At 69.5% G+C, this 21860-nt stretch carries 20 protein-coding genes; 9 read left to right on the plus strand and 11 right to left on the minus strand.

Annotated elements, in window-relative coordinates:
* Nucleotides 1–7: 7 nt before the first annotated feature.
* The 3 genes from hisD (BJ969_RS13595) to BJ969_RS13605 are packed head-to-tail and all read left to right on the plus strand — an operon-like array spanning nucleotide 8 to nucleotide 3355.
* The gene (gene hisD, locus BJ969_RS13595; RefSeq protein WP_184479298.1) at nucleotides 8–1342 is read left to right on the plus strand and encodes a histidinol dehydrogenase; all 1335 of its coding nucleotides are present in this window, start codon (nucleotides 8–10) and stop codon (nucleotides 1340–1342) included.
* On the plus strand, nucleotides 1339–2538 hold the full coding sequence (locus tag BJ969_RS13600; RefSeq protein WP_184479299.1) for an ester cyclase: 1200 nt from the start codon (nucleotides 1339–1341) through the stop codon (nucleotides 2536–2538). Before hisD (BJ969_RS13595) ends, BJ969_RS13600 begins: the two co-directional genes overlap by 4 nt.
* 22 nt (nucleotides 2539–2560) lie before the next feature.
* Nucleotides 2561–3355 carry a nitrilase-related carbon-nitrogen hydrolase gene (locus BJ969_RS13605; protein WP_184479300.1) on the plus strand — a complete coding sequence of 265 codons (795 nt, stop codon included), beginning with the start codon at nucleotides 2561–2563 and terminating at the stop codon, nucleotides 3353–3355.
* 69 nt (nucleotides 3356–3424) lie between these two features.
* Here BJ969_RS13605 and BJ969_RS13610 read toward each other — a convergent pair whose 3' ends face one another.
* The 5 genes from BJ969_RS13610 to BJ969_RS13630 are packed head-to-tail and all read right to left on the minus strand — an operon-like array spanning nucleotide 3425 to nucleotide 8083.
* Complete coding sequence (locus BJ969_RS13610) at nucleotides 3425–4162, minus strand: HpcH/HpaI aldolase family protein (protein ID WP_184479301.1); 738 nt, start codon at nucleotides 4160–4162, stop codon at nucleotides 3425–3427.
* Nucleotides 4159–4926: an SDR family NAD(P)-dependent oxidoreductase gene (locus BJ969_RS13615; RefSeq protein ID WP_184479302.1), complete on the minus strand. Its 768-nt coding sequence runs from the start codon at nucleotides 4924–4926 to the stop codon at nucleotides 4159–4161. The genes BJ969_RS13610 and BJ969_RS13615 overlap by 4 nt, the downstream gene beginning before the upstream one ends.
* Nucleotides 4913–6211 (minus strand): histidinol dehydrogenase, encoded by a 1299-nt coding sequence (hisD, locus tag BJ969_RS13620; protein WP_343071707.1) that lies wholly within the window; start codon nucleotides 6209–6211, stop codon nucleotides 4913–4915. Before hisD (BJ969_RS13620) ends, BJ969_RS13615 begins: the two co-directional genes overlap by 14 nt.
* Before the next feature lie 20 nt (nucleotides 6212–6231).
* Entirely contained in the window at nucleotides 6232–6951 is a 720-nt protein-coding gene (locus tag BJ969_RS13625; protein WP_184479304.1) for an alpha/beta fold hydrolase, read from the minus strand.
* Nucleotides 6944–8083, minus strand: coding sequence for a cupin domain-containing protein (locus BJ969_RS13630; RefSeq protein WP_184479305.1), 1140 nt, complete (start codon nucleotides 8081–8083; stop codon nucleotides 6944–6946). The genes BJ969_RS13625 and BJ969_RS13630 overlap by 8 nt, the downstream gene beginning before the upstream one ends.
* Nucleotides 8084–8229: 146 nt before the next feature.
* Here BJ969_RS13630 and BJ969_RS13635 point away from each other — a divergent pair, with 146 nt between their 5' ends.
* Entirely contained in the window at nucleotides 8230–9249 is a 1020-nt protein-coding gene (locus tag BJ969_RS13635) for a LacI family DNA-binding transcriptional regulator (protein ID WP_184479306.1), read from the plus strand.
* 118 nt (nucleotides 9250–9367) lie between these two features.
* Here BJ969_RS13635 and BJ969_RS13640 read toward each other — a convergent pair whose 3' ends face one another.
* From BJ969_RS13640 to BJ969_RS13650, 3 genes are all read right to left on the minus strand, one after another.
* Nucleotides 9368–10741 carry an MFS transporter gene (locus tag BJ969_RS13640; protein WP_184479307.1) on the minus strand — a complete coding sequence of 458 codons (1374 nt, stop codon included), beginning with the start codon at nucleotides 10739–10741 and terminating at the stop codon, nucleotides 9368–9370.
* Between the two features lie 233 nt (nucleotides 10742–10974).
* Complete coding sequence (locus BJ969_RS13645) at nucleotides 10975–12630, minus strand: alpha-amylase family glycosyl hydrolase (RefSeq protein WP_221315814.1); 1656 nt, start codon at nucleotides 12628–12630, stop codon at nucleotides 10975–10977.
* A 213-nt stretch (nucleotides 12631–12843) separates the two neighbouring features.
* A complete protein-coding gene (locus tag BJ969_RS13650) occupies nucleotides 12844–13140 on the minus strand; it encodes an ArsR/SmtB family transcription factor (protein ID WP_343071386.1) in 297 nt (98 codons plus the stop codon).
* A 57-nt stretch (nucleotides 13141–13197) separates the two neighbouring features.
* On the opposite strand from BJ969_RS13650, the gene BJ969_RS13655 reads away from it, so the two are divergent.
* The 3 genes from BJ969_RS13655 (at nucleotide 13198) to BJ969_RS13665 (ending at nucleotide 15275) form a co-directional block, all read left to right on the plus strand.
* Entirely contained in the window at nucleotides 13198–13929 is a 732-nt protein-coding gene (locus BJ969_RS13655) for an NmrA family NAD(P)-binding protein (RefSeq protein WP_184479309.1), read from the plus strand.
* Nucleotides 13896–14063 carry a hypothetical protein gene (locus tag BJ969_RS13660; RefSeq protein ID WP_184479310.1) on the plus strand — a complete coding sequence of 56 codons (168 nt, stop codon included), beginning with the start codon at nucleotides 13896–13898 and terminating at the stop codon, nucleotides 14061–14063. The genes BJ969_RS13655 and BJ969_RS13660 overlap by 34 nt, the downstream gene beginning before the upstream one ends.
* A gap of 951 nt (nucleotides 14064–15014) precedes the next feature.
* The gene (locus BJ969_RS13665) at nucleotides 15015–15275 is read left to right on the plus strand and encodes a DUF3040 domain-containing protein (protein ID WP_184479311.1); all 261 of its coding nucleotides are present in this window, start codon (nucleotides 15015–15017) and stop codon (nucleotides 15273–15275) included.
* 11 nt (nucleotides 15276–15286) lie between these two features.
* Here BJ969_RS13665 and BJ969_RS13670 read toward each other — a convergent pair whose 3' ends face one another.
* Entirely contained in the window at nucleotides 15287–15595 is a 309-nt protein-coding gene (locus BJ969_RS13670; RefSeq protein ID WP_184479312.1) for a DUF6221 family protein, read from the minus strand.
* Nucleotides 15596–15704: 109 nt separating this feature from the next.
* Nucleotides 15705–16520 (minus strand): NAD-dependent epimerase/dehydratase family protein, encoded by an 816-nt coding sequence (locus BJ969_RS13675; protein ID WP_184479313.1) that lies wholly within the window; start codon nucleotides 16518–16520, stop codon nucleotides 15705–15707.
* A 197-nt stretch (nucleotides 16521–16717) separates the two neighbouring features.
* Here BJ969_RS13675 and BJ969_RS13680 point away from each other — a divergent pair, with 197 nt between their 5' ends.
* Nucleotides 16718–17833, plus strand: coding sequence for a peptidoglycan recognition protein family protein (locus BJ969_RS13680; RefSeq protein WP_184479314.1), 1116 nt, complete (start codon nucleotides 16718–16720; stop codon nucleotides 17831–17833).
* 483 nt (nucleotides 17834–18316) lie between these two features.
* Here BJ969_RS13680 and BJ969_RS13685 read toward each other — a convergent pair whose 3' ends face one another.
* Nucleotides 18317–21316 carry an alpha-mannosidase gene (locus BJ969_RS13685; RefSeq protein WP_184479315.1) on the minus strand — a complete coding sequence of 1000 codons (3000 nt, stop codon included), beginning with the start codon at nucleotides 21314–21316 and terminating at the stop codon, nucleotides 18317–18319.
* A 214-nt stretch (nucleotides 21317–21530) separates the two neighbouring features.
* Between BJ969_RS13685 and BJ969_RS30115 the strand changes: the two genes are divergently transcribed.
* Nucleotides 21531–21791 carry a Prokaryotic metallothionein gene (locus BJ969_RS30115; RefSeq protein WP_246456792.1) on the plus strand — a complete coding sequence of 87 codons (261 nt, stop codon included), beginning with the start codon at nucleotides 21531–21533 and terminating at the stop codon, nucleotides 21789–21791.
* Nucleotides 21792–21860 lie beyond the last annotated feature (69 nt).

Consider the following 21860-nt stretch of genomic DNA (forward strand, 5'->3'; position numbering starts at 1 on the left):
TCGCGCCATGCGCTTCGCCCCCTCCCTGCTCAGCGAACTCGGCGGCTCCCACCGCATCCTCAAAGCACCCGCCCACGACGGCCCCGCCGCCCAACGCGAACCGGCCGTGGTGCAACGGGTCTCCGACATGCTCACCACCATCGAACGCGACGGCATGGACGCAGTGCTGCGCTACGCCCGCGAACTCGACGGCTGGACCGACCCCACCGTCGAACTCGACGCCGCCACCATCCGCCACAGCGGCGACCGCCTCACCCCGGCCCACCGCGAAGCGCTCGAACTCGGCGCCCAACGCACCAGCGCCTTCGCCCGCGCCCAACGCGCCCACCTGCAGGACTTCGAAACCGAACTCGCCCCCGGCCTGATCACCGGCCACCGCTACGTGCCCGTGCAACGCGTCGGCGCCTACCTGCCCGCCGGACGATTCCCCCTGACCGCCGGCGCGTTCATGACCGTCGGCGTGCCCAAGGTCGCCGGAGTCGACACCGTCCTGGCCTGCCTGCCACCCGGCCGCGACGGCACCCCCGACCCCGCCGTGCTCTACTCCGCGCACCTCGCCGGCGCCGACCACGTCTACGTCCTCGGCGGCGTGCAAGCACTCGCGGCGATGGCGTTCGGGCTCCTCGGCGAACGCCCCGTCGACGTCCTCGTCGGCGCCGGCAACGCGTTCGTCGCCGAAGCCAAGCGCCAACTGTTCGGCACCGTCGGCATCGACCTGCTCGCCGGGCCCTCCGAAGTGGCCGTGCTCGCCGACGACACCGCCGACCCGGAACTCGTCGCCGCCGACCTGCTCGGCCAGGCCGAACACGGCGTGAACTCCCCGGCAGCGCTGATCACCACCTCCGAAACCCTCGGCAACGCCGTGATCACCGAAGTCGAACGCCAACTCGAAACACTGTCCACCGCCGAGATCGCCGGGCCCGCCTGGCGCGACCACGGCTCGGTCACCTGGGCCGCCGACACCGACACCGCCATCGCCCTGATGGACGACCTCGCCCCCGAACACCTCGAAGTCATCACCGCCGACGACGAGCACTACCACCGGGCGCTGCGCAACTACGGCTCCATCTTCCTCGGCCCCTGGTCCACCGTCGCCTACTCCGACAAGGGCATGGCAGGCACCAACCACGTCCTGCCCACCGCGGGCGGCGCCAAGCACAGCGCAGGCCTGTCGGTGTCGCGGTTCCTCAAACCGCTGACCTACCAGCGCGTCGCCGAACACGCCACACCCCGGCTCGCCGACGCCGTCGAGGTCATCTCCGACTACGAGCAGATGGCCGCCCACCGCGCCACCGCCACGATCCGCACCGCACGCCACCAGAAGGGAAAAGCCCAGAAATGAGCGGCAAGTCCGACGAGCACACCACCGACACCGCCGCCCAGGTGGCCGCCGCGCCCCGCGCCACCGGCCGCGGCGCACCCGAAGGCACCATGCACGCGCCCGCGCGCACCATGCCCACCGACCACGCCATCCGCGTCGACTCCGGCCACGGCGCCGACGAACCGGCACGCGTGGCGGGGGAGCGCAGGCAACCCATGCGCGGCTTCGAAGACACCTACACCGACATCGTCGACTACATCGTGCGGATCACCCACCGCATCTGGGAAGACCAGGACGTCGGCTACATCTACGACACCTACAGCCCCGGCTGCCGCCTGCACGGCGACAACGGCTACTCCTACGGCGTCGAGCAACTCGTCGACGGCACCATGCAGTCCATCAACGCCTTCCCCGACTGCCGCCACTACGCCGACGACGTCATCTGGGCCGGCGACCAGGACCAGGGGTTCGTCACCTCTCACCGCGCCATCAACATCGGCCACCACACCGGCCCCTGGCGCTGGGGACCCCCCACCGGCCGCAAGCTCGACACCTGGGTCATGGCCAATTGCGTCGTGCGCGACAACGAGATCTACGAGGAGTGGGTCCTCTACAACACCGCCGCCAAGCTCCAGCAGCTCGGCGTCAACGTCGTCGACGCCGCCCGCACCTACGGCAACGAAGGCGGCATCGCCCCGCTGACCGCCCGCCAGTTCAGCGAACCACTGCGCCTCACCGGCGGCCGCAAACCCGAAACGATGCCGCTGCCCACCGGCGCGTTCGACGTGGAGCAGACCGTGCGCGCCCTGTTCCACAACGTCTACAACCGCCGCGACCTGAGCATGTTCGACCGCGTCTACGCCGACGCGGTGCGCTGGCACGGCACCACCAACCGCACCGGCCGCAACCGCTCCGACGTGCGCGGGATGGCCCGCTCCCTGCTCGCCACCTTCCCCGACCTCGGCGTCGCCGTCGACGAGGTGTACTGGATGGGCAACGACACCGACGGCTACAGCGTCTCGGTGCGCTGGTCGGGCACCGGCACCCACCGCGGCTACGGCCTCTACGGCACCCCCACCGGGCGCCGCGCCCACCTGTGGGGCATGTCCCAGCTGTACTTCTCCGGCGGACGCATCGTCGAAGAATGGTCGCTGTTCAACGAATTCGACGTCCTCGCCCAACTGCTCGCCGACGAACCCCCGGCGCAACTCGGATGAACCCACGACACCCGGAGCGACCATGACCCGGGTGCACTGCGCCCAACTGGCCCCGCGCGTGGCCGACCTGCCGCACAACCGCGAGTTGTCGGCAACGGCCGTGCGCGGGGCCGCCGCGCGCGGCGCCGACGTCATCGTCCTGCCCGAACTCGTCACCTCCGGCTACCGGCTCAACTCGACCGCCGAAGCCCGCTCGGTCGCCATCGACCCCGACGACCCACTGCTGACCGAATGGGGCCGCGCCGCCCCGCACTCCGTGGTCGTCGGCGGATTCTGCGAACGCGGACCCGACGGACACCTCTACAACAGCGCCGCCGTCCTCGACCACGGCGAACTCATCGCCGTCTACCGCAAAACCCACCTGTGGGACGAGGAAAAACTCCTGTTCACCCCAGGCGACACCCCACCACCCGTGCTGAAGACCTCACACGGCCGCATCGGCGTGCTCATCTGCTACGACCTCGAATTCCCCGAACTCACCCGGAAACTCGCCCTCCACGGCGCCGACCTGCTCGCCGTACCCACCAACTGGCCACTGCTGCCACGACCCGCCGGCGAACGCGCCCCCGAAGTCGTCATCGCCATGGCCGCCGCCCGCGTCAACCACCTCGCCATCGCCTGCTGCGACCGCACCGGAACCGAACGCGGCACCCACTGGACCGAAGGCACCGCCATCATCGACCAGCAAGGCCGCGTCAGCGCCGAAACCGACACCACCGACACCGCCTGCACCGACCTCGACCTGCACGCCTCCCGCGACAAACGCCTCACCCCCCACGCCGACCTGTTCGCCGACAGACGGCCCGAGCTCTACTGACCCGCACACAACGAAAAACGGCCCACCGGAACGCTCCCCGCGATCCGATGGGCCGTTTCCCATGCCACCTCAACCCGGCTCAGAACCCGCCCGCAACGACCGGAACACGTCCAACAAGATGTGCGCCACGTTGTAGACCACAAAATCCGCGTCCTCAACCGCACCCGCCCGCGCGCTCGACACGATGCTCATCACCGCCGCACCCGCCTCCCGCGCCCGCGAGTGCACCTGCTCCTTCGCCCGAGACACCGCCGCATCACCCGGCGGCACCCCCAGCGACACCGCGAGATCGGCCGGACCGACCCACACCGCATCCACCCCGTCCACCGCCACGATCTCCGCCGCGTTCTCCACACCCGCCGCGGTCTCCACCATCGCGATCACCAGCACGTCCCGCGCCGCATCCAAGTGCTCCGCCGCCGACACCGCCCCGAAACGACCGGCCCTGCTGTAAGTCGCGAAACCCCGCTCACCACGCGGCGGATAGTGCGCCGAACGCACCACCTCCCGCGCCTCCGACGCCGACTCCACGTGCGGCACCACGACGCCCTCCGCACCCAGATCCAGCACCCGCAGCACCTGATTGGCATCCCCGCGCCCCACCCGCACCAGCACCGGCACACCATGCGCCTGCGCCAACGCGATGTGCTGCTGCAACACCACCAGATCAGCCGGACCGTGCTCGCAATCCACCAGCACGTAATCCAGCTCCGCGACCCCGGACAACTCCACCAGCATCTCCGCTGGCAACCGCAGGATCCCCCCGCGCAACCGGGCACCCGAACGCAACTTCGCCTTCAACCTCATCGCGCCACCATCCCCGCCGACAGATCCACATCCGCCGCGCACAACCCCGGCATCCGCAACATCGCCACCAACGCCGCACCCACCTCGTCCTCGGTGACCATCCGGCCCAACGCCGCACGCGACACGAACGCCGCCTCCGCATCCGCCACCGACGTCCCCGTCCGCTCCGCCTCCAACCGGAAATTCCGCTCCATCCGCGGCCCCTCCACCGGACCCGGCGACAACGAATTCACCGCAACCCCCAACGGCCCCACCTCCGCCGCCAACGTCGTGGTCAACCCCAGCACCGCCATCTTCGACGCGCAGTACGGAGTGCGACGCGCCAACGGCCGCTTACCCGACACCGACGCCACGTTCACCACATCACCCGCACCACGCGCCGTCATCGCAGGCAGAAAAGCCCGGCACATCAGGAAAGTGCCGCGCACGTTCGCCGCGAACACCGCATCCCACTCCGCGGGCTCCACCTCCGTCAACGGAGCCACCGGCCCGGCGACACCGGCGTTGTTCACCAACACCGACACCTCCTCACCGGCCAACCGCCCCGCCAACTCCGCCACCGAATCCGGATCAGCGACATCACAGGTCACCGCCAACCCCGCACCAGGCAACCCCGCGACCGTCTCCTCCAACGACCCGCGCGTACGCCCCACCGCGATCACCCGCACACCCTCGGCCGACAACGCCCGGCACATCGCCCGACCGAGCCCGTTACCGCCCCCGGTCACCAACGCCGTGCGCCCCGCCAGCTCAGCCGCGGACATGATCGGCCCACTCCAACGCCGCGTCACCGAACTTCGCCGCCCGCACATCACCGGACCGCGCATGCCCCTCGAACAACTCCACCCGAGCCGCCCGACCGCACACCGCACCGAGCTGTGCGCTCGCCACCGGATCCGTCACCTCCTGGTACGTCACCGTCTTCAAGTACTTCCCGACCCACAACCCGCCGGTGTAGCGCGCCGCGCCCTTCGTCGGCAGCACGTGATTCGTCCCGATCACCTTGTCCCCGTAGGACACGCACGTGCCCTCACCCAAGAACAACGCCCCGTAGTCGCGCATCCGCTCCAACGCCAACCGCGGCTGCTCGGTCAGCACCTGCACGTGCTCACTCGCGTACGAATCGGCCACCTCGAACGCCTCGTCGACCGACTCCACCAGCACCACCTCACCGTGATCACGCCACGCCGGACCCGCGAAGTCCACCGTCGGCATCCCCGGCAGCAACTTCTCCACGTGCTCGATCACCGCCTCCGCCACCGACCGCGACGTCGTCACCAGCACCGCAGGGGAGTCCGGCCCGTGCTCGGCCTGCGACAGCAGATCCACCGCCACCACGAACGGATCCGCGTGCTCATCGGCGATCACCAAGATCTCCGTCGGACCCGCGAACAAGTCGATCCCGACCTCACCGAACAACTGCCGCTTCGCCTCCGCGACATACGCGTTGCCCGGCCCCGCCAGCAGATCCACCGAACCCACCGACTCCGTGCCCACCGCCATCGCCGCGACCGCCTGCACACCACCGAGCAGGTGGATCTCATCCGCCCCCGCCAAGTGCATCGCCGCCACCGTCGCCGCCGGCACCTCACCGCGGATCGGCGGCGTCGCCGCCACCACCCGCGGCACACCCGCGACCTTCGCCGTCACGATCGTCATGTGCGCCGACGCCGTCAGCGGATACCGCCCACCCGGCACGTACGCACCCACCGCACCGACCGGAACGTGCCGATGCCCCAACCGCACCCCCGGCAACGTCTCCACCTCGACATCGCGCAACGACTCCCGCTGGTGCGCGGCGAAACCCCGCACCTGCTCCTGCACGAACCGGATGTCGTCGAGCACCTGCTGCGGCACCGTCGCCACGATCCGCTCGACCTCCTCCGCCGAGAGCCGGAACGACTCCGGGCTCCACCCGTCGAACCGCTCCGAGTACTCCCGCACCGCCACGTCACCGCGGTCCCGGATGTCATCGATGATCCCGCGAACCCGATCGCGCAACGCGGAATCCTCCGTCGCGGTCGGCTTCGCCACCGCACCCTTGATCACTTCGGACAACGTCGTCCTCCTCAATTCGCGGCCGAACCCCGAGCCGCCGCAGGGGGAGCGCACCGGCGCACCCACCCGGCCAGCAACCCGGCGATGACCTCAGGAACTTCCAACGGCAGCAGGTGCCCCGCACCCGCCACCAACTCCAGCTCGCAACCGGGCAACCGCGCCGCGATGTCGCGGTGGAACTCCGGCGGGCACAACGCGTCCTCGACACCGCCCACCACCAACGACGGCACCCGGACCGACCCCAGCGCCCCGCGCGCGTCGACCCGAGTGCCCTGCGCGGCCAGCTGGTCCAGGAACCGCCGCGGACCGATCCGCTCGGCCATCCCGCGGAACTCCCGCGCCGCCGCCTCCGACGGCCGCGAGTACATGCTCGGCAGGACCTCCTCGACGACACCGGCGAAATCACCCGCCCGCGTCCGCCGAGCCATCCGCGACCACCCCTGGTGCTGCGCCGGCAGGGGAGCGGCGGCGTTGGTGGCCAACGCCGCGAAACCCGCCACCCGATGCGGAGCCAGCCGCGCGACCTCGAACCCGACGATCGCGCCCAAGCTCAACCCGGCCACCAGCAGCGGACCGTCCACGGCCGCCAGCACCTGCTCGGCCATGCCGGTGATGCTCGGCGCGTCGATCCGCGCGTGCACCACCGGCAACCCCAGCGCGCCCTCGACCGGCGCCCACAGCGCCGCGTCGCAGAGCATGCCGGGCACCAGCACCACCGTCGGATCAGCCACGAGCGCGCGGCACCAGCGCGTACGGCGCCACGTAACCGTTGTGATCGATCGAGTACCCGGCGTCCGCGGCGGCCTTGACGACCTCCTCGTCCCAGTCGACGCGCACCCGCCCGTCCCCGGAGTTGATCACCACGAGCTTGCCGGTGCCCTCACCGACGTTGCGGATGCTGCGCCACGCGCCCGGCGGCACCGAGAGCATGTCCCACTCGCCGAGCTCCACCGTGACCGGCTCGTGGTCGTTGAGCGTGACCTCCCAGCGCCCGTCCTTGACCATGAGCACCTGCGTCTGCTCCACGCGGTGCCCGAGCATCCCCGCGCCCGGCTCGGCGCGCAGCCACGCGATGTTGTGCCCGTGCGGGTTGAAGATCCGCGGCTCCTGGTCGAGGTCCTCGGTCATGCCGAACCCGACGACCAGCGCCAGCTCCGCGCCGCCCCCGGTGACCACCGAGTCCAGGAACGGCTGCGAGCACCACTCCAGGTCGTCCTGGGTCACCACGCGCCGCCGCATCTTCTCCGCGGAGAACGACCGCAACCGCGCCAGGTCCGGCTCCGCCATCGGGCGCACCAGCTCCACGTCCTCCGGCGGCTCGTCCCCGGCGACCGTGTCGATGAGCCGCCCGTCCTCGGTCAGGTGCAGCCCGTACCCGGCGGCGTCGCGCAGCACCGTGGGGCCCCAGATGATGCCGCCGGTGTCGTCGTGGCCGAGCGAGGTGAACAGCCACCCGTCGTCCGGGCCGATGTTGGTGAACCCGCGGAAGATCCACGTCGGGATCGAGGCGATGTCGCCCTCCCGCAGCACCAGTTCGCCCTCGTTGCCGTCTGAACCCCACCGCAGCAGGAACTCGCCGCGGAAGCACAGGAACACCTCGGCGGTGAAGTGCAGGTGCAGGTTGTTCACCACACCGTTGGGCATCGCGGCCGCGCCGATGTTGTAGCCGTGCGGCTCGCGGAGGTTGATGACCTGCTTGGAGTTCTGCGACACCCCCGGCCCGATCATCGCGTAGTTCTCCTTGCGCTCCGAGCCCGGCGTGCGGCAGTCGATGAACGCCTGGTCGCAGGACACGAAATCGCTGCGCCGGATCGTCCTGCGCGCGATCTCGTCCTCGTTGACCCGTACCGGTCCCTGCTGCATCCGTGCACCTCCGCATTTGATGACTACGTATGCATTACAGCATCGGGCCCGTTGCCGGTCAATGAGCCCCGCAGGTGAAAGCACTCCCCGAACCGTCCAGATCATCCCGCGCGCACCCGACTAGAATCCGTATACCGGGAGGTCGAATGTCGATCACGAGTCATGATGTCGCCAGGTTCGCCGGGGTATCGCAAGCCACGGTCTCGCGCGCCCTGCGCGGAGACCCGCGAGTGTCCGAGGCGACGCAACAACGCGTCCGCAACGCCGCCGACGCGCTCAACTACGTGCCCAGCGAAGCAGGCCGCAGCCTCTCCACCCGCTCCACGCGCCGAATCGGCGTGCTGGTCAGCGACCTGGCCAACCCGTTCTACCCCTACCTCGTCGGCCCGCTGCACGACGAACTCGAACAACGCGGCTACCGCATGATGCTGCTGACCGAACGCTCCGACGACGCCCTCGCCACCGAACGGCTGCTCGACCACTCCATCGACGGCGCAGTGCTCACCACCGCCACCACCGGCTCCGCACTGCCCGACGCCCTGCGGCGCAAACAAGTCCCCTTCGTGTTCCTCAACCGCATCGACGGACGCGACGGCGCCGACTCCGCCGTCGTCGACAACGAACGCGGCGGCCGCATCGTCGCCGCCGAACTCGCCGAACTGGGACACCGCACCGTCGCCCTGCTAGGCGGCTCCACCGACACCAGCTCCGGACGCGACCGCGAACACGGCTTCGTCAGCGGACTCGCCGACGCCGGCATCACCCTGCCCGCCGCCCGCATCCGCCGCGGACCCTACGACTTCGACACCGGCTACCGAGGACTCACCGAACTCCTCGACGCCGACCCCGACCTCACCGCCGTGTTCTGCGGCAACGACGTCGTCGCCATCGGCGCCTACAACGCCGCGCTGCGCGAAGGACTCCGCATCCCCGACGACCTCACCTTGATCGGCTTCGACGACCTGCCGATGGCCTCCTGGGAAGCGTTCTCGCTCACCACGATCCGCTACGACCTCCCCGAAATGGCCAGAGCCGCCGCCCGCCTGCTCGTCGAGCGGCTCACCGGCGAGACCGACCGATCCGCCCGCCAAGTCGCCTTCACCCCGGAACTCGTGCGCCGCGGCACCCACGCACCACCCACCCTGCGCCGAGCCTGGCGGGTCTGACCGCACCACCCACCCCGGACAGCACTCGGCGGCCCCCTCGCCAGGGCCCTCCCGCCTGCGGCACAGCCACAACCAAGCACGACCCCGCGGCGAGGAAGCCGCCGAACGCACACCCGGCCTACCGGCCGGACCCGACCAGCTCCTCCTTGGCGAACTTGTCCGCACCGAGATCGCTGCGGTAGGTCTCCTTCATGAACACCGTGATCACCACCAGCGCCAGCACCGCCGCCACCGCCAAGTACGCCCACACCGCGTAGATCGTGCCGAACGTGCTCACCAGCAACGCCGCGACGAACGGCGTCACCCCCATGAACACCGAGAAAGAACTGTTGTACGCGATGGCGCTCGCGCTGAACCGCGTCCGCGTCGCGAACAGCTCCGCCGAACACGTCGTCACGATCCCGGTCAGGAAGAACTCCGGAATGATGTAGACCAGCTGACTCCACACCGCCGACGCGAAACTGCCCTGCTCACCGATCGCGAACGCCACCGGCACCAGCACGATGCACGCGAGGGCACCGGTGATCAGCATCGGCTTGCGCCCGATCCGGTCCGAGAGCCTGCCCGCCAACGGCAGCAGCGGCATCAGCACCGCCACCGAGATCAAGTTCGACAGCAACGCCTGCGACCTCGTCAGTCCGAGCTCGCTGACCAGGTACTCCGGGTAGTACGTCACCCAGGTGTAGGACAAGATCGCCAACATGATCGACGCACCGCAGAACACCAGGATCGGCCGCCACTGCTCCCGCAGCGCCTCCCGCACCGGCGCCTTCACGATCTTCGTGCCGCCCTCGGTCTCCCGCATGAACTCCGGGGTCTCCTCGATCCGGCTGCGCAGCCACAACCCGACCGCCGACAGCGGCAGCACCGCCAAGAACGGAATCCGCCAACCCCACGACTCCAACTGCGCCGGGTCGAACACCGCACTCGTCAACGCCGCCACACCCGCACCGCACAAGATGCCCAGGAAGCAGCTGTTCGACGCGTACGACGTGTAGTAAGCGCGCTGGTTCGGCCGCGCCCACTCCACGATGAACGCGACCGCACCCACGTACTCGCCACCCGAGATCATCCCCTGGAACGTCCGGATCACCACGAGCAGCAGCGGAGCCAAGAACCCGACCTGCTGGTACGTCGGCAGCGCACCGATCAGGGCCGTCGACACGCCCATCATGATGATGGTCCACAGCAAGGCCTTCTTGCGCCCCACCCGGTCACCCCACCGCCCGACGAGCGTGCCTCCCAACGGGCGGAACACGCACGCCACGGCCAGCACCGCATACGTGCTCATCACCGCCGCCGCGCTGTTGCCGCCCGGGAAGAACGACGAAGCCAGCATCGGCGCCATGTAGCCGTAGAGGCCGTAGTCGAACTGCTCGACGAAGTTCCCGACACCGCCGGCGTAGACCGCCCGGCGGATCTTCTTCTTCGTCGTCTGCTCCGGTTCCGCCGCAGCGGCAGGAGCGGGTGATCCCGGTACTCCGATGGACATGGGCATCTCCAGTGGTCGCGGCCCCAGTGCACGCTTATGCATACGTATGAAGGTTGTCGGAGGCTAGCTTCCGCCACCAAGGGCGTCAAGAAGCACCGACCACCGACCGACCCACCACGCCACGACACCGAGCACGCGGAAAAGCGCAGCCTGCGTCCACCGTGCGCACCAGCGCAAGGCCCGAAACCCACCAAGCCGTGGGCGACCCGCGACACGGGCCGCCCACGCACCGCTCAGCCCTGCAAGTCCAAGATCGCGTAACCGAACCCCGGCACCGTGATCACCTCACCCTCCACCCGCACACCGCTGTCCTCGACCGGACGAGCCCCGGCCAACCGCTCATCGGCCACCGTCACCGCCGCCTCCTCCCGCCGCGGATTCGCGGTGACCAGGAAACGACCACCGCGCAGGTACGTCAGCGGATAACCGTCGGAGAACACCTCCACACCGGCCTGCGTGCCGAGCTCCGGATGCTGCTTGCGCAACGCCAGCAGCCGCCGCACGAAGTGCAGCAACGAACCAGGATCGTCCCGCTGCGCCTGCACGTTCGGCCGATCCTCGGACGGATCGATCGGGATGTAGAGGTCCTCGGCCGCAGCGCTGGAGAACCCGGCGTTCGGACCGTCGTTCCACTGCATCGGCGTGCGGTTGCGCTGACGACCCGCACTGCCCTCGACCTCCGGGAGGTCCTCGATCATCCGCATCCCGATCTCCTCGCCGTAGTACAGCGAAGGCACCGTCGGCCAGGTCAGCAGGAACGCGAACGCGACGGGCAGCTCCTCCGGCGTGCGCACCCCGTCGTTGAGCCGGTTCGCGCTGTCGTGGTTGGCCGTCGGCAGCATGATGCGCCCCGGCCCGATCTTCTCCGTCGCCGTCGTGAAGGCGTCCACGAAGATCTTCGCCGTCCCGGTGCCCTCAGCACCGAAGAACGGGTTCTCGTGCCACAACGACTTCCACGGCGCCCCATCACCAGGACCGTTGACCGGCAGGTAGAAGTCCGCGTCGAAACCGGCCGGCACCGACGTCTCCGGGTCGCCCCACTCGGAGATGAGCACCGCCTCCGGGTGGCTCTGCGCGACCCGCTCGCGCAGCTCGCCCCACAACCTGCTCGTCTCCACCCAGCCCGGGTCGTCCTTGACCAGCGTGGCCGCCAGATCGCACCGGAACCCCGAGATGCCCAGCCGCAGCCAGTGGTCCATCACCTGGAAGATCGCCTCGCGGTTGCGCCGCGGCCCCTCGTCGTCGACGCCCTGGCGCCACGGCTCCGCCGGATCCATCCGCGCGTAGCCGTAGTTGATCGCCGGCTGGGTGTCGTAGTAGTTCTTGCGGAACGCGCCCTGGCGCGGACCGGGGGAGGCCACGAACTCCTCCGGCAGCGAACCGTCCTCCGGCAGCTGCTCCGGCGTCGCCCAGATGTAGTTGTGGTCCTGGTCGTTCTGCAACGAATCCAAGAACCACGGGTGCTGGTCGGAGGTGTGGCCCGCGACCAGGTCGAACAGCACCCGCATGCCGCGCCGGCCCGCCTGCTCCACCAGCTCCGCCACGTCCTGCTCGTCGCCGTAGCGCGGGTGCACGCCCGTGTAGTCGGAGATGTCGTAGCCCGCATCGGTCAGCGGCGACGGGAACACCGGGTTCACCCAGATCGCGCCGACACCCAGCCACTGCAGGTGGTCCAGGTGCTCGATGATGCCGCGCAGGTCGCCGATGCCGTTGCCGTCGGTGTCGGCGAAGCTCTGCGGGTAGAGCTGGTAGAGCACCGAGTCGGCCAGCCACGAGGGCGTGCCCCCGGCCGCGGACGCTCCCGGCGCGCCGAGCACGGAGGGCGCGAACGCCACCCCCGTCAGCGCCGCACCCGTCCCGAGCATGAACGATCGCCTGGACACCACCATGTGACCCACTCCCGCCGATCAGCAGTTGACTACGTATGCAGAGTGGATCAATGTACGCATTCCGCGGCCGGAGCGGAACACGCGGCGCGAAGTCCGTCCCACCGATCCGCACCGGCTCCGCCGCGCGGAGCAACGCCGCTGGGGGAGCAGGACCATGCTTCCCCACGCGGACCACCCCGGAAGGGGCTTGTCCGGAACTCGAAACGGCCCGGCTCAGTCCTGGGCGAGAACGGCGGCCAGCAGCCCGGGGAAGCGCTGCTCGAACTCCGGGCGCAGCGAATGCCAGCAGCGGGTGCCTTCCGGCCGGATGAAAACCACGCCGGCGCCGCGCAGCGTCGTGAAGTGGTGGCTCAACGTCGACTGCGAGACCTGCACCTCGAACTGCGCTCCCTGGTGCTCCTCGCCGTCGCTGAGCCCGCGCACGATCGCGAGCCGGACGGGATCGCCCAGCGCGGACAGGGCCTTGGCCAGCGGGACGTCGTCGAGTTTCGGGTGGTCGAGTCGGCGCACGCCGAGAAGTGTAGCGTTCATCTATGTTCGACGTTCATCGATGAAAGTAGGCCGTTGATGCTCTTGCTCACGGGAGCCACCGGAACCATCGGCGGAGCCCTCGCCCGCCTGCTCGCCGACCACGACGTGCCGTTCCGCGCCCTGGTGCGCCGCGAAGGCGTCACCATCCCCGGAGCCGACGTCGTCCTCGGCGACCTCGACGACCCCGCGACCCTGCCCGCGGCGTTCGACGGCGTCGACCAGCTCTTCCTCAACACCGCCGGGCCCTACCCGGAGGAGGAGCCGGTCATCGCCCAGCAGCGCGCCGCGATCGACGCCGCCGCGGCCGCCGGGGTCGAACACGTCGTGAAGATCTCCGCGGTGGGCACGCGGACCGGCGGCCCCATGCCGTTCGGCACCCACGCCACGATCGAAGCCCACCTCGCGAACTCCGGGCTCGCCGCGACAGTGCTGCGGCCCAACACCGTCATGCAGAACCTCGTGCGCGGGATCTCGAGCGTCACCCCCGAAGGCCGGTTCTTCGAACCCTTCGGCGGGAAGATCGCTCACGTCGACGCCCGCGACGTCGCCGACAGCGCCTTCGCGGTGCTCACCGGCGCGGCGCCCAGGGGAGGGGCGCACGACCTCACCGGCCCTGAGGCGCTGACCGCGCCGGAACTGGCCGCCGTGCTCTCGACGACCCTGGACCGCGAGATCGAGCTCGTGCAGCCCGGACTCGACGAGCTCGCGCCGATCATGATCGGCCGGAGTCGTACGTGCGGCACTTCGTCGAGCTCGCGGGACTCGTGACCGAGGGCGCGCTCGCTCAGGTCACCACCTCGGTCGCCGACCTCACCGGGAAACCGCCGCGGTCGATCGAGGCGTTCCTCGCCGAGCACCGCGAGCAGCTGCTGGCCCCGGTGAAGTCGTACTTCGAGGTGTAGGCGCGGGGAGGGGAAGCGCGGCCTGATCTCCATTACTTGACATAATGTAGATTATCGGCACTTCGTCGACCTGGGGTCATCGGGGCGAGAGGGGCTGAAATCCGCCTGTCGGCCGCACCGGACGACCGTTCCGACGACGGCCGTCCGGCAGGGCTCGGGCGACCGTCGAGGCGCCGGCGCCGGCTCGGCTGCGGCGTGCCGTTCGTCCGCGACGGCGGGCGCCGCGGCGGACGTCGTGCGAGCCGGACCGCCATGGCGCCGGACTGTGAGCGTCGCCGTGAGCGCCCAAGTGCGCCGTCGTGCCGCTCCGGCCCGGATACCCCACTTGACCTGCGCGTCCCCTTGCCCTTCCTATTTCCGTCACAGTGACGTTTCTCTACGTTCGCAGGGGCTGTGGAGCACTGGCGGGCAAGGCGTTCCGGCGCCGCTGAAGATCCACAAGGACGTCGTGGATCAAGGACCGGCGGCGCCGACGAGCCGTCCAAGTGAGCAATCCGGCACCACGGCGTGATCGCGATGCCGAGGCGCGAACGTCGAAGCGCGAAACAGGTGCCGTGGCGATGGAGTACCGGCAGCGGCGAACAGGTCCCCCGGGCGGGAGCCCCTCATCCCCTTCTCCATTTGATGGATAATCAACGTTATCCACCAATCCACATTGATCAACTTTGAGAGGTGTCCGCGCTCGCCGCCCAGGTCGACCACGCCGGGCTCCCCGATCTCCGGCAGCCGGCGAGGCCGCCATCGCCAGCACTCCTCGCCCGCCCAGACCGCCTTTCCCAGCCCCGACGGTCGCCCTGACAGCTCTTCGCCGCCTCCGCTCCCCTCTCCCCGACCTCCGCCCGGCTCTCGCCGGTGTCCCCTGTTCGGGGGTTGGCGTTCCTCGCGCAGGGGGTGTAGCGATCTCGTGGCTCCGGGTACTCCCTCACCAGTCCACTGCAGGGAGGTCGAGGGATGCTGCCCAGGCACGAACGTCGCCGTATCGCGGAGATCGAGAAGGGCCTGAGCTTGCAGGACCCTGATTTCGCCCATCGCCTGCGGGAAGCGGAGCTGCCGGAGAGGTCCCGGCCGGGCGTGCGGGTGGTGCTGGGCATCGTGGCGGTGGTGGTCGCGGTGCTGTGCATGCTGCTCGGCGAGGTCGCCGGGTTCCTGCTCACGGGCCTGCTGGCGACGCTGCTGCTGGCGGGCGGCGGCTGGCGGTTGTTGACCGCCTGACCCCGCGCCGTTCAGGGGCGCCAGCGCGCGCGGTAGCCGGGCCGGTCGGAGTAGGGCAGGCCGAGCAGGGCGCGGGTGGTGCAGCCGCGCTCGTCCTCCGGCGGGTAGGTCTGGCCGAGCTCGTCGCAGGGGCCGTTGCCTGCGCCGCAGTGCTGGTGCAGCCGCAGCAGGCGGGTCTTGAGCTCGCATTCGCGGAACCCGCGGAACACGCTGCCGCCGCAGCGGGCGGTGGTGCCCGCCTCCATGTCCTCGCGTGCCCAGCGCAGCAGTTCCAGGTCGATGTCGATCTGGCGCCGCAGGAACTCGGCGAAGCGGTTCATCACTGTCCCCCACCGCTGGTGCGCGGCGTCGCCCGCCGTGCGGGGCCGGGTATCGGCCCGCTCCGAGGGGGACGCGGTGGGCGGTGCGGCGTGACGTGAGGCGGGGCGTTCATGTTGCGGTGTGGGCCCATCCGAGCAGTCGGCGGGCTTTGGCGCAGTCGTAGAAGCCGCGGTTGCCGGGGAGGTCGCCGCGCAGTTCGACGTCGGGCCAGTGGTGCCGGGCGAGGTCGAGCGACGGCTGGTCGCTGATGGTGTCGGGGGCGACGATGTTGATCGCCTCGTGTCCCTGCCAGGTGGCGTGCAGGACGGCTTCGAAGGCGCGGCCGACCTCGTCGGCGCGCACGTATCCCCACAGGTGGTTGATGGCCATGGTGGAGTCGGCGGGGCCGAGCCGGGTGCGGGCGGTGTCGCGGGATTCGGTGACGCCGTGCAGGCGCAGGCTGGCGATGGTCATGCGGGGGTGGCGGCGGGCGACGCTGTCGGCTTGGGCTTCGGCGATCCACTTCGAGAGGCTGTAGGGGTCTTCGTTGTAGGTGGGGTGCTGTTCGTCGACGGGGAATCGGTCGTAGCGGGCTCGTCGGCTGAAGGCTCCGCCGAGGGCGTTGATGCTGGATGCGAGCGCGACGGTGGTGATGCCGCATTCGACGGCGGCGTGCAGCGCGTTGTAGCCGGCGACGACGTTGGTGTTGTGCACGGTGGGTGCGTCGGCGGCGTGCGGGTTGGGGATGCCCGCGAGGTGGATGAGGGCGTCGGTGCCGTCGAGGGCGTCGCGTAGTCGCGGGTAGTCGCAGGCGTCGGCGATGACCACGTCGGGGTCGGTCGTGGCGATGCGGTCGATGGGGCGGGTCCGGTGCCCGGCGTGGGCCAGGGCTGCGACGACCGCGCGTCCGACGACGCCTTGCGCGCCGGTGACTGCCACGAACACGGGTTACCTCCGCGGGTTCTGGGGTGACCGTCCGACGGTACCCATCGGCGGGTGTGAAGATCACCCCACAACATCACGGTGGGTGAGCAACGGTTGATGGCGGGTTTTAGCCAGGAATTCACATCGTGTGGGTGCTGCGGGCACGCTGCGGTTCTTAGGTTCACCAGCACGATCGAGAACCGCACTGGGAGGAATTCATGTCGCGTCATCCTGAACTGGCCCGCCGCGCGCTGTTGAGCGCCGGGCTCGCCGTGACCGCTGCGGGGGCGCTGGGGGCGCCCGCGGTCGCGGCGGGTTCGCGTTCCGCGCGCGGGTTCGCGGCGCCGTCGATCTCGGGTACGGGGGCGTGGGACGCCCGCAGTGCCAACGGGAGCATCGATGTTCTCGATTCGAAGCCCAGCAAGATCATCGTGCATCACACGGCGACGGGGAACAGTTCCGACACGTCGCAGTCGCACGCGTTCGCGTTGTCCCGGCAGATCCAGGACTTCCACATGGACTCCAACGGCTGGATCGACACGGGGCAGAACTTCACCAACAGCCGGGGCGGGCATCTGACCGAGGGCAGGCACAAGAGCCTCGCGGCGTTGCAGGGCGGTTCGCAGCACGTGCTGGGTGCGCATGCGGGTGAGCAGAACGACGTGGCGCTGGGGATCGAGAACGAGGGCACCTACACGGATGCGTCGGTTCCGGGCGCGTTGTGGGAGTCGTTGGTGGAGTTGTGCTCGTACATGGTGTCGCAGTACGGCATCGAGGCGGGCGCGATCTACGGGCATCGGGATTTCATGTCGACGGCGTGCCCTGGTGATGTGCTCTACGCGCGGTTGCCGGATCTGCGGTCGGCGGTGGGTTCGGCGACGGGCGGTGCGGTGGTGCAGCCCGTGGTGTGGCCGTTGCTGCGTCCGGGGGCGGCGGGTCCGGTGGTGTCGGCGTTGCAGTTGTTGCTGCGTGCGCGGGGTGCGGGTGAGGTGGTGGTCAACGGGGTGTTCGATGCGGTGACCGGGGATGCGGTGGCGCGGTTCCGGCGTGAGCGGGGTGTCGCGGGGCCGTCGTGCTATGCGTCGCGGGTGGCTGAGCCGGATGTGTTCGGCGGGTCGGATTGGGCGCGGTTGGTGCCGGTGCTGGGGGTGGATGCGTCGGGTGATGCGGTGCGGGCGGTGCAGGTGTTGTTGACGGCGCGGGGTGCGCATTCCGGTGAGCGGGATCGGTTCGGGTTGCGCACTGCGGGGTCGGTGCGGGAGTTCCAGGCGTCTCGGGGGTTGCGGGTGAGCGGGGTGTGCGATCGCGAGACGTGGTTGCGGTTGTTGGGGTGATGTGGGGCGGGGATCGTCCGAGCCGATGTGGCGGCTCGGACGATCCCCGTTTTTTCTTTCGCGCCGTCGGTGCGGGACCGGCGGCACCGGTGCGCTGGTGTCGGCCCGCCGGGGCGGGTCGGGTGCGCACCGGCAATCATGCGCACTTCGGTGTTGCGGGGCGCGGCGGCGATCAGAGGAGCGGGCGGTGTTTCACCCGGCTGTGCCGGGTTGTGCCGTGGGGTGTTACCGGGCCGGGGGACGTGGTGTCGTGTCCTGGTCCGGTGGGTGGCGGGTGTCTCCGGTGCTGGGGAATCTTTCATCGCGGGGTCGGTTTCGGCAATGGTCCGTTCGGTCGAGGAATGGTGTGGTTGGTCTTTTCCGGGTGGCGTTCGGTTGATTTCGCTGGTTCGGGGCAACCGTCGGCCGGGTCGGGTGCGGGTGGTGGAAATGCGGGAGTCCGCATTCGCGTGGTGCGGCGAATGCGGACGCCTCTTTTTCGGGTCAGGTTCGGGTGAAGCGGATGGTGACGATTTCGAAGGGGCGCAGTCGCAGTGGCCGGGGTTCGTGCCAGGTCTCCCCCGTCGGCCGTTCGAGCAGGTCGGTGCGGGTTGCGGCGGTGGTGTCGAAGTGGGGGGTGAGGGTGGTGGTGGCTCGTCCGCCGCGGGATTCGTAGAGGCGGACGATGACGTCGCCGGAGCGGTCTTCGGCGAGTTTGACGGATTCGATGATCACGGCGTCGGAGTCGAGGGTGACCAGGGGTGTGATGTGGGCGGAGCCGGGGATTTCGCGTGGGGGCAGGTTGATGCGGTAGCCCTCGCGGACGGCGTCGCCGATGTCGGCGCCGACGACCAGGGCGTAGCGCAGGTGGTGGCGGCCGTGGTCGGTGTCGGGGTCGGGGAATCGGGGTGCGCGCAGCAGGGAGAGGCGGACGGTGGTGGTGGTTGCTCCGTCGGGGCGGGTGTCGCGGGTGACGTCGTGGCCGTAGGTGGAGTCGTTGACGAGGGCGTGGCCGTAGCCGTGTTCGCCGACGTGCAGCCAGCGGTGGGCGCAGATCTCGAACTTGGCGGCGTCCCAGGAGGTGTTGGTGTGGGTGGCGCGGTGGACGTGGCCGAATTGGGTTTCGGCGGCGGAGCGGTCGGCGTGGACGTCGAGGGGGAAGGCGACTTTGAGGATTTTTTCGGTTTCGTGCCAGTCGATGTCGGCGTGGAATTCGATGTTGCGGCCGTGGAGGGTGATGCGTTGTTCGATGGTGGAGTCGCCGAAGGTGCGGTGGATGACGGCGGTGGTGCCGTCGAGGGTGAGGTGGTCGGTGGTGGTGAGGTCGTGGCTGTGGTGGCGGTAGAACTCGTCGAGGTCCCAGGCGTCCCAGGCGTTGGGGTGGTCTGGGTGCAGTTGCAGGAGGTTGGCGGGGTGGCCGGGTGGGAGTGCTTCGCGGCCGGTGGTGAGGTCGGTGATGGTGGTGAGCAGTCCGCGGTGGTCGAGGGTGGCGCGGATGAGTCCGTTGTCGAGTACGAGGGTGTCGTCGGGGTTTTCGGTGGCGGTGGTGGCTGCTGCGGGGGTGGGGGTGCCGGCGCCGAGGGCGGGGATGTCGTCGCGGGTGTGGGGTGTGGCGTTGAAGGTGATGGGGTCGGTGCCGGGTCCGGCTAGGGCGCGTTGGGCTTGGTCGATGAGTTCGTGGAGTTCGGCGGCGACGCGTTGGTAGGTCTGTTCGGCTTCGCGGTGGACCCAGGCGATGGAGGATCCGGGCAGGATGTCGTGGAATTGGTGGAGCAGGACGGTTTTCCAGAGCGCGTCGAGTTGTTCGTGGGGGTAGTCGCGGCCGAGGGCGACGGTGGCGGTGGTGCTCCAGAGTTCGGCTTCGCGCAGGAGGTGTTCGCTGCGGCGGTTGCCTTGTTTGGTGCGGGCTTGGGAGGTGTAGGTGCCGCGGTGGAATTCGAGGTAGAGCTCGCCGGACCAGACGGCGGGGTCGCGGTGGTCGGTTTCGGCGGCGGCGAAGAATTCGGCGGGTGAGTCGAGCTGGACGGTGGGTGATCCTTCGAGGTCGGCGAGGCGCCGGGCGCGGGCGAGCATGTCGCGGGTGGGTCCGCCGCCGCCGTCGCCGTACCCGAAGGGGACGAGGGATCGGGTGGCGTGGCCGTGTTCGGCGAAGTTGCGGGAGGCGTGGGCGAGTTCGGCTCCGGACAGTTCGGAGTTGTAGGTGTCGATGGGTGGGAAGTGGGTGAACACGCGGGTGCCGTCGATGCCTTCCCATTGGAAGGTGTGGTGCGGGAATTTGTTGGTCTGGTTCCAGGAGATCTTCTGGGTGAGGAACCAGCGGGATCCGGAGAGCCGGACGAGTTGTGGGAGTGCGCCGCTGTAGCCGAAGGAGTCGGGTAGCCACACTTCTGGGGTGTCGATGCCGAATTCGTCGAGGTAGAAGCGTTTTCCGTGGAGGAATTGGCGGGCCATGGCTTCGGCGCCGGGCATGTTGGTGTCGGATTCGACCCACATGCCGCCGACGGGGATGAATTGGCCGGTGCGGACGTGGTGGCGGACTCGGTCGAACAGTTCTGGTTGGTGTTCTTTGAGCCAGGCGAGTTGTTGGGCTTGTGACATGGCGAACCTGAAGTCGGGGTGTTCGTCCATGAGTGCGGTGACGTTGGCGACGGTGCGGGCGACTTTGCGGATGGTTTCTCGCAGTGGCCACAGCCAGGCGGAGTCGATGTGGGCGTGGCCGACGGCGCTGAGGCGGTGGGCGCTGGTGTGGGCGGGTGCGGCGAGGGCGGTGGTGAGTTCGGCGCGGGCGGCGGGTGCGGTGGTGTGCACGTCGTGGAGGTCGAGTCGGTCGAGCATGCGTTCGAGGGCGCGGAGGATGTCGTGGCGGCGTGGTGAGTCGGTGGGTAGTTCGCGCATGAGTTGGGCGAGGACTTCGGTGTCGTGGACGAGGTTCCAGGTGTGGAGGTCGCGCAGGGCGAGGTCGGCGCGGGTGAGCTGGTAGAGGGGTTGTCCGGTGGTGGGGCGTCCGTCGAGCCATGGGGGTGGGTCGCCGAGTGCGGTGGGCCGGTAGCCGTCGTCGCCGAGGATCAGGGGGTTGGCGGCGGCTTCGACGTACCAGAGGAGTTGTTGTCCTGGTTCGGCGTCGACGGGGATGTGGGTGTTGCGGGGGTTGAGGCCTTTGAGGGGGGTGCCGTCGGCGGTGTGGACGAGGCCTTCGCAGTGGAATCCGGGGCGGTCGAGGTCGAAGCCGAGGTCGATGACGGCTTCGAGGGGGTGTCCTGCCCAGTCGTGGGGGATGGTGCCGGAGATGCGGAACCAGGTGGTGCCCCAGGGTGGTCCCCAGGGTTGGCCGGGTTGGACCGGGTTGTAGGTGGCGTGGAGGGCGTGGGTGGCGGGGACGGGTTCTCCGGGGACGTGCCATGCGGCGATGTCGAGGGGGTGGGTCCGTGCGTGCACGGCGGGGTGCAGGCGTTCGGTGAGGACTCGGTCGAGTCGTTTTTCCACTACGGCGCGATCGTCGTGCATGTGTTCTCCCCTGGAAGCCGACCGGTTGGTGCAGACCACTTCGGAAGCGTCGATCATCGTGGCACAGCGGTGTGGCGGCGGGCAGCCCCCAACCGAGCAGGGCGGGGTATCGCTGCAGGTCATGGGTGGCTGGTGCGGTTGCCGGGGGGTGCGGGTCGCCGCATGCTGGGGCCTTCGTTGAAAGTCATTTCCCCTGTGTGTGCGGAGGCGTGTCATGGCGACCTGTGAAGTGTGCGGCAACGAGTACTGGATGAGTTTCGAGGTGCACACGACCGGCGGGAACGTGCACACCTTCGATTCGTTCGAGTGCGCGGCGCAGCGGTTGGCTCCGCAGTGCGAGCACTGCGGGTGTCGCATCTTGGGTCATGGTGTGGAGGTCAGTGGCCGGTTCTTCTGTTGTGCGCATTGCGCGCGGGAGTCGGGGATGTCGATGGTCTCGGAGATCCGCGATGCGGTGGGCAGTCACCCGGTGTGATCGTGTGGGTGCTGCGCGCGGTTGGTGAAACGTTTCATCCGGTCTTCGGGCGGGTAAACCCACCTTCCG

Source organism: Saccharopolyspora gloriosae, from assembly GCF_014203325.1.
GTDB lineage: Bacteria > Actinomycetota > Actinomycetes > Mycobacteriales > Pseudonocardiaceae > Saccharopolyspora_C > Saccharopolyspora_C gloriosae.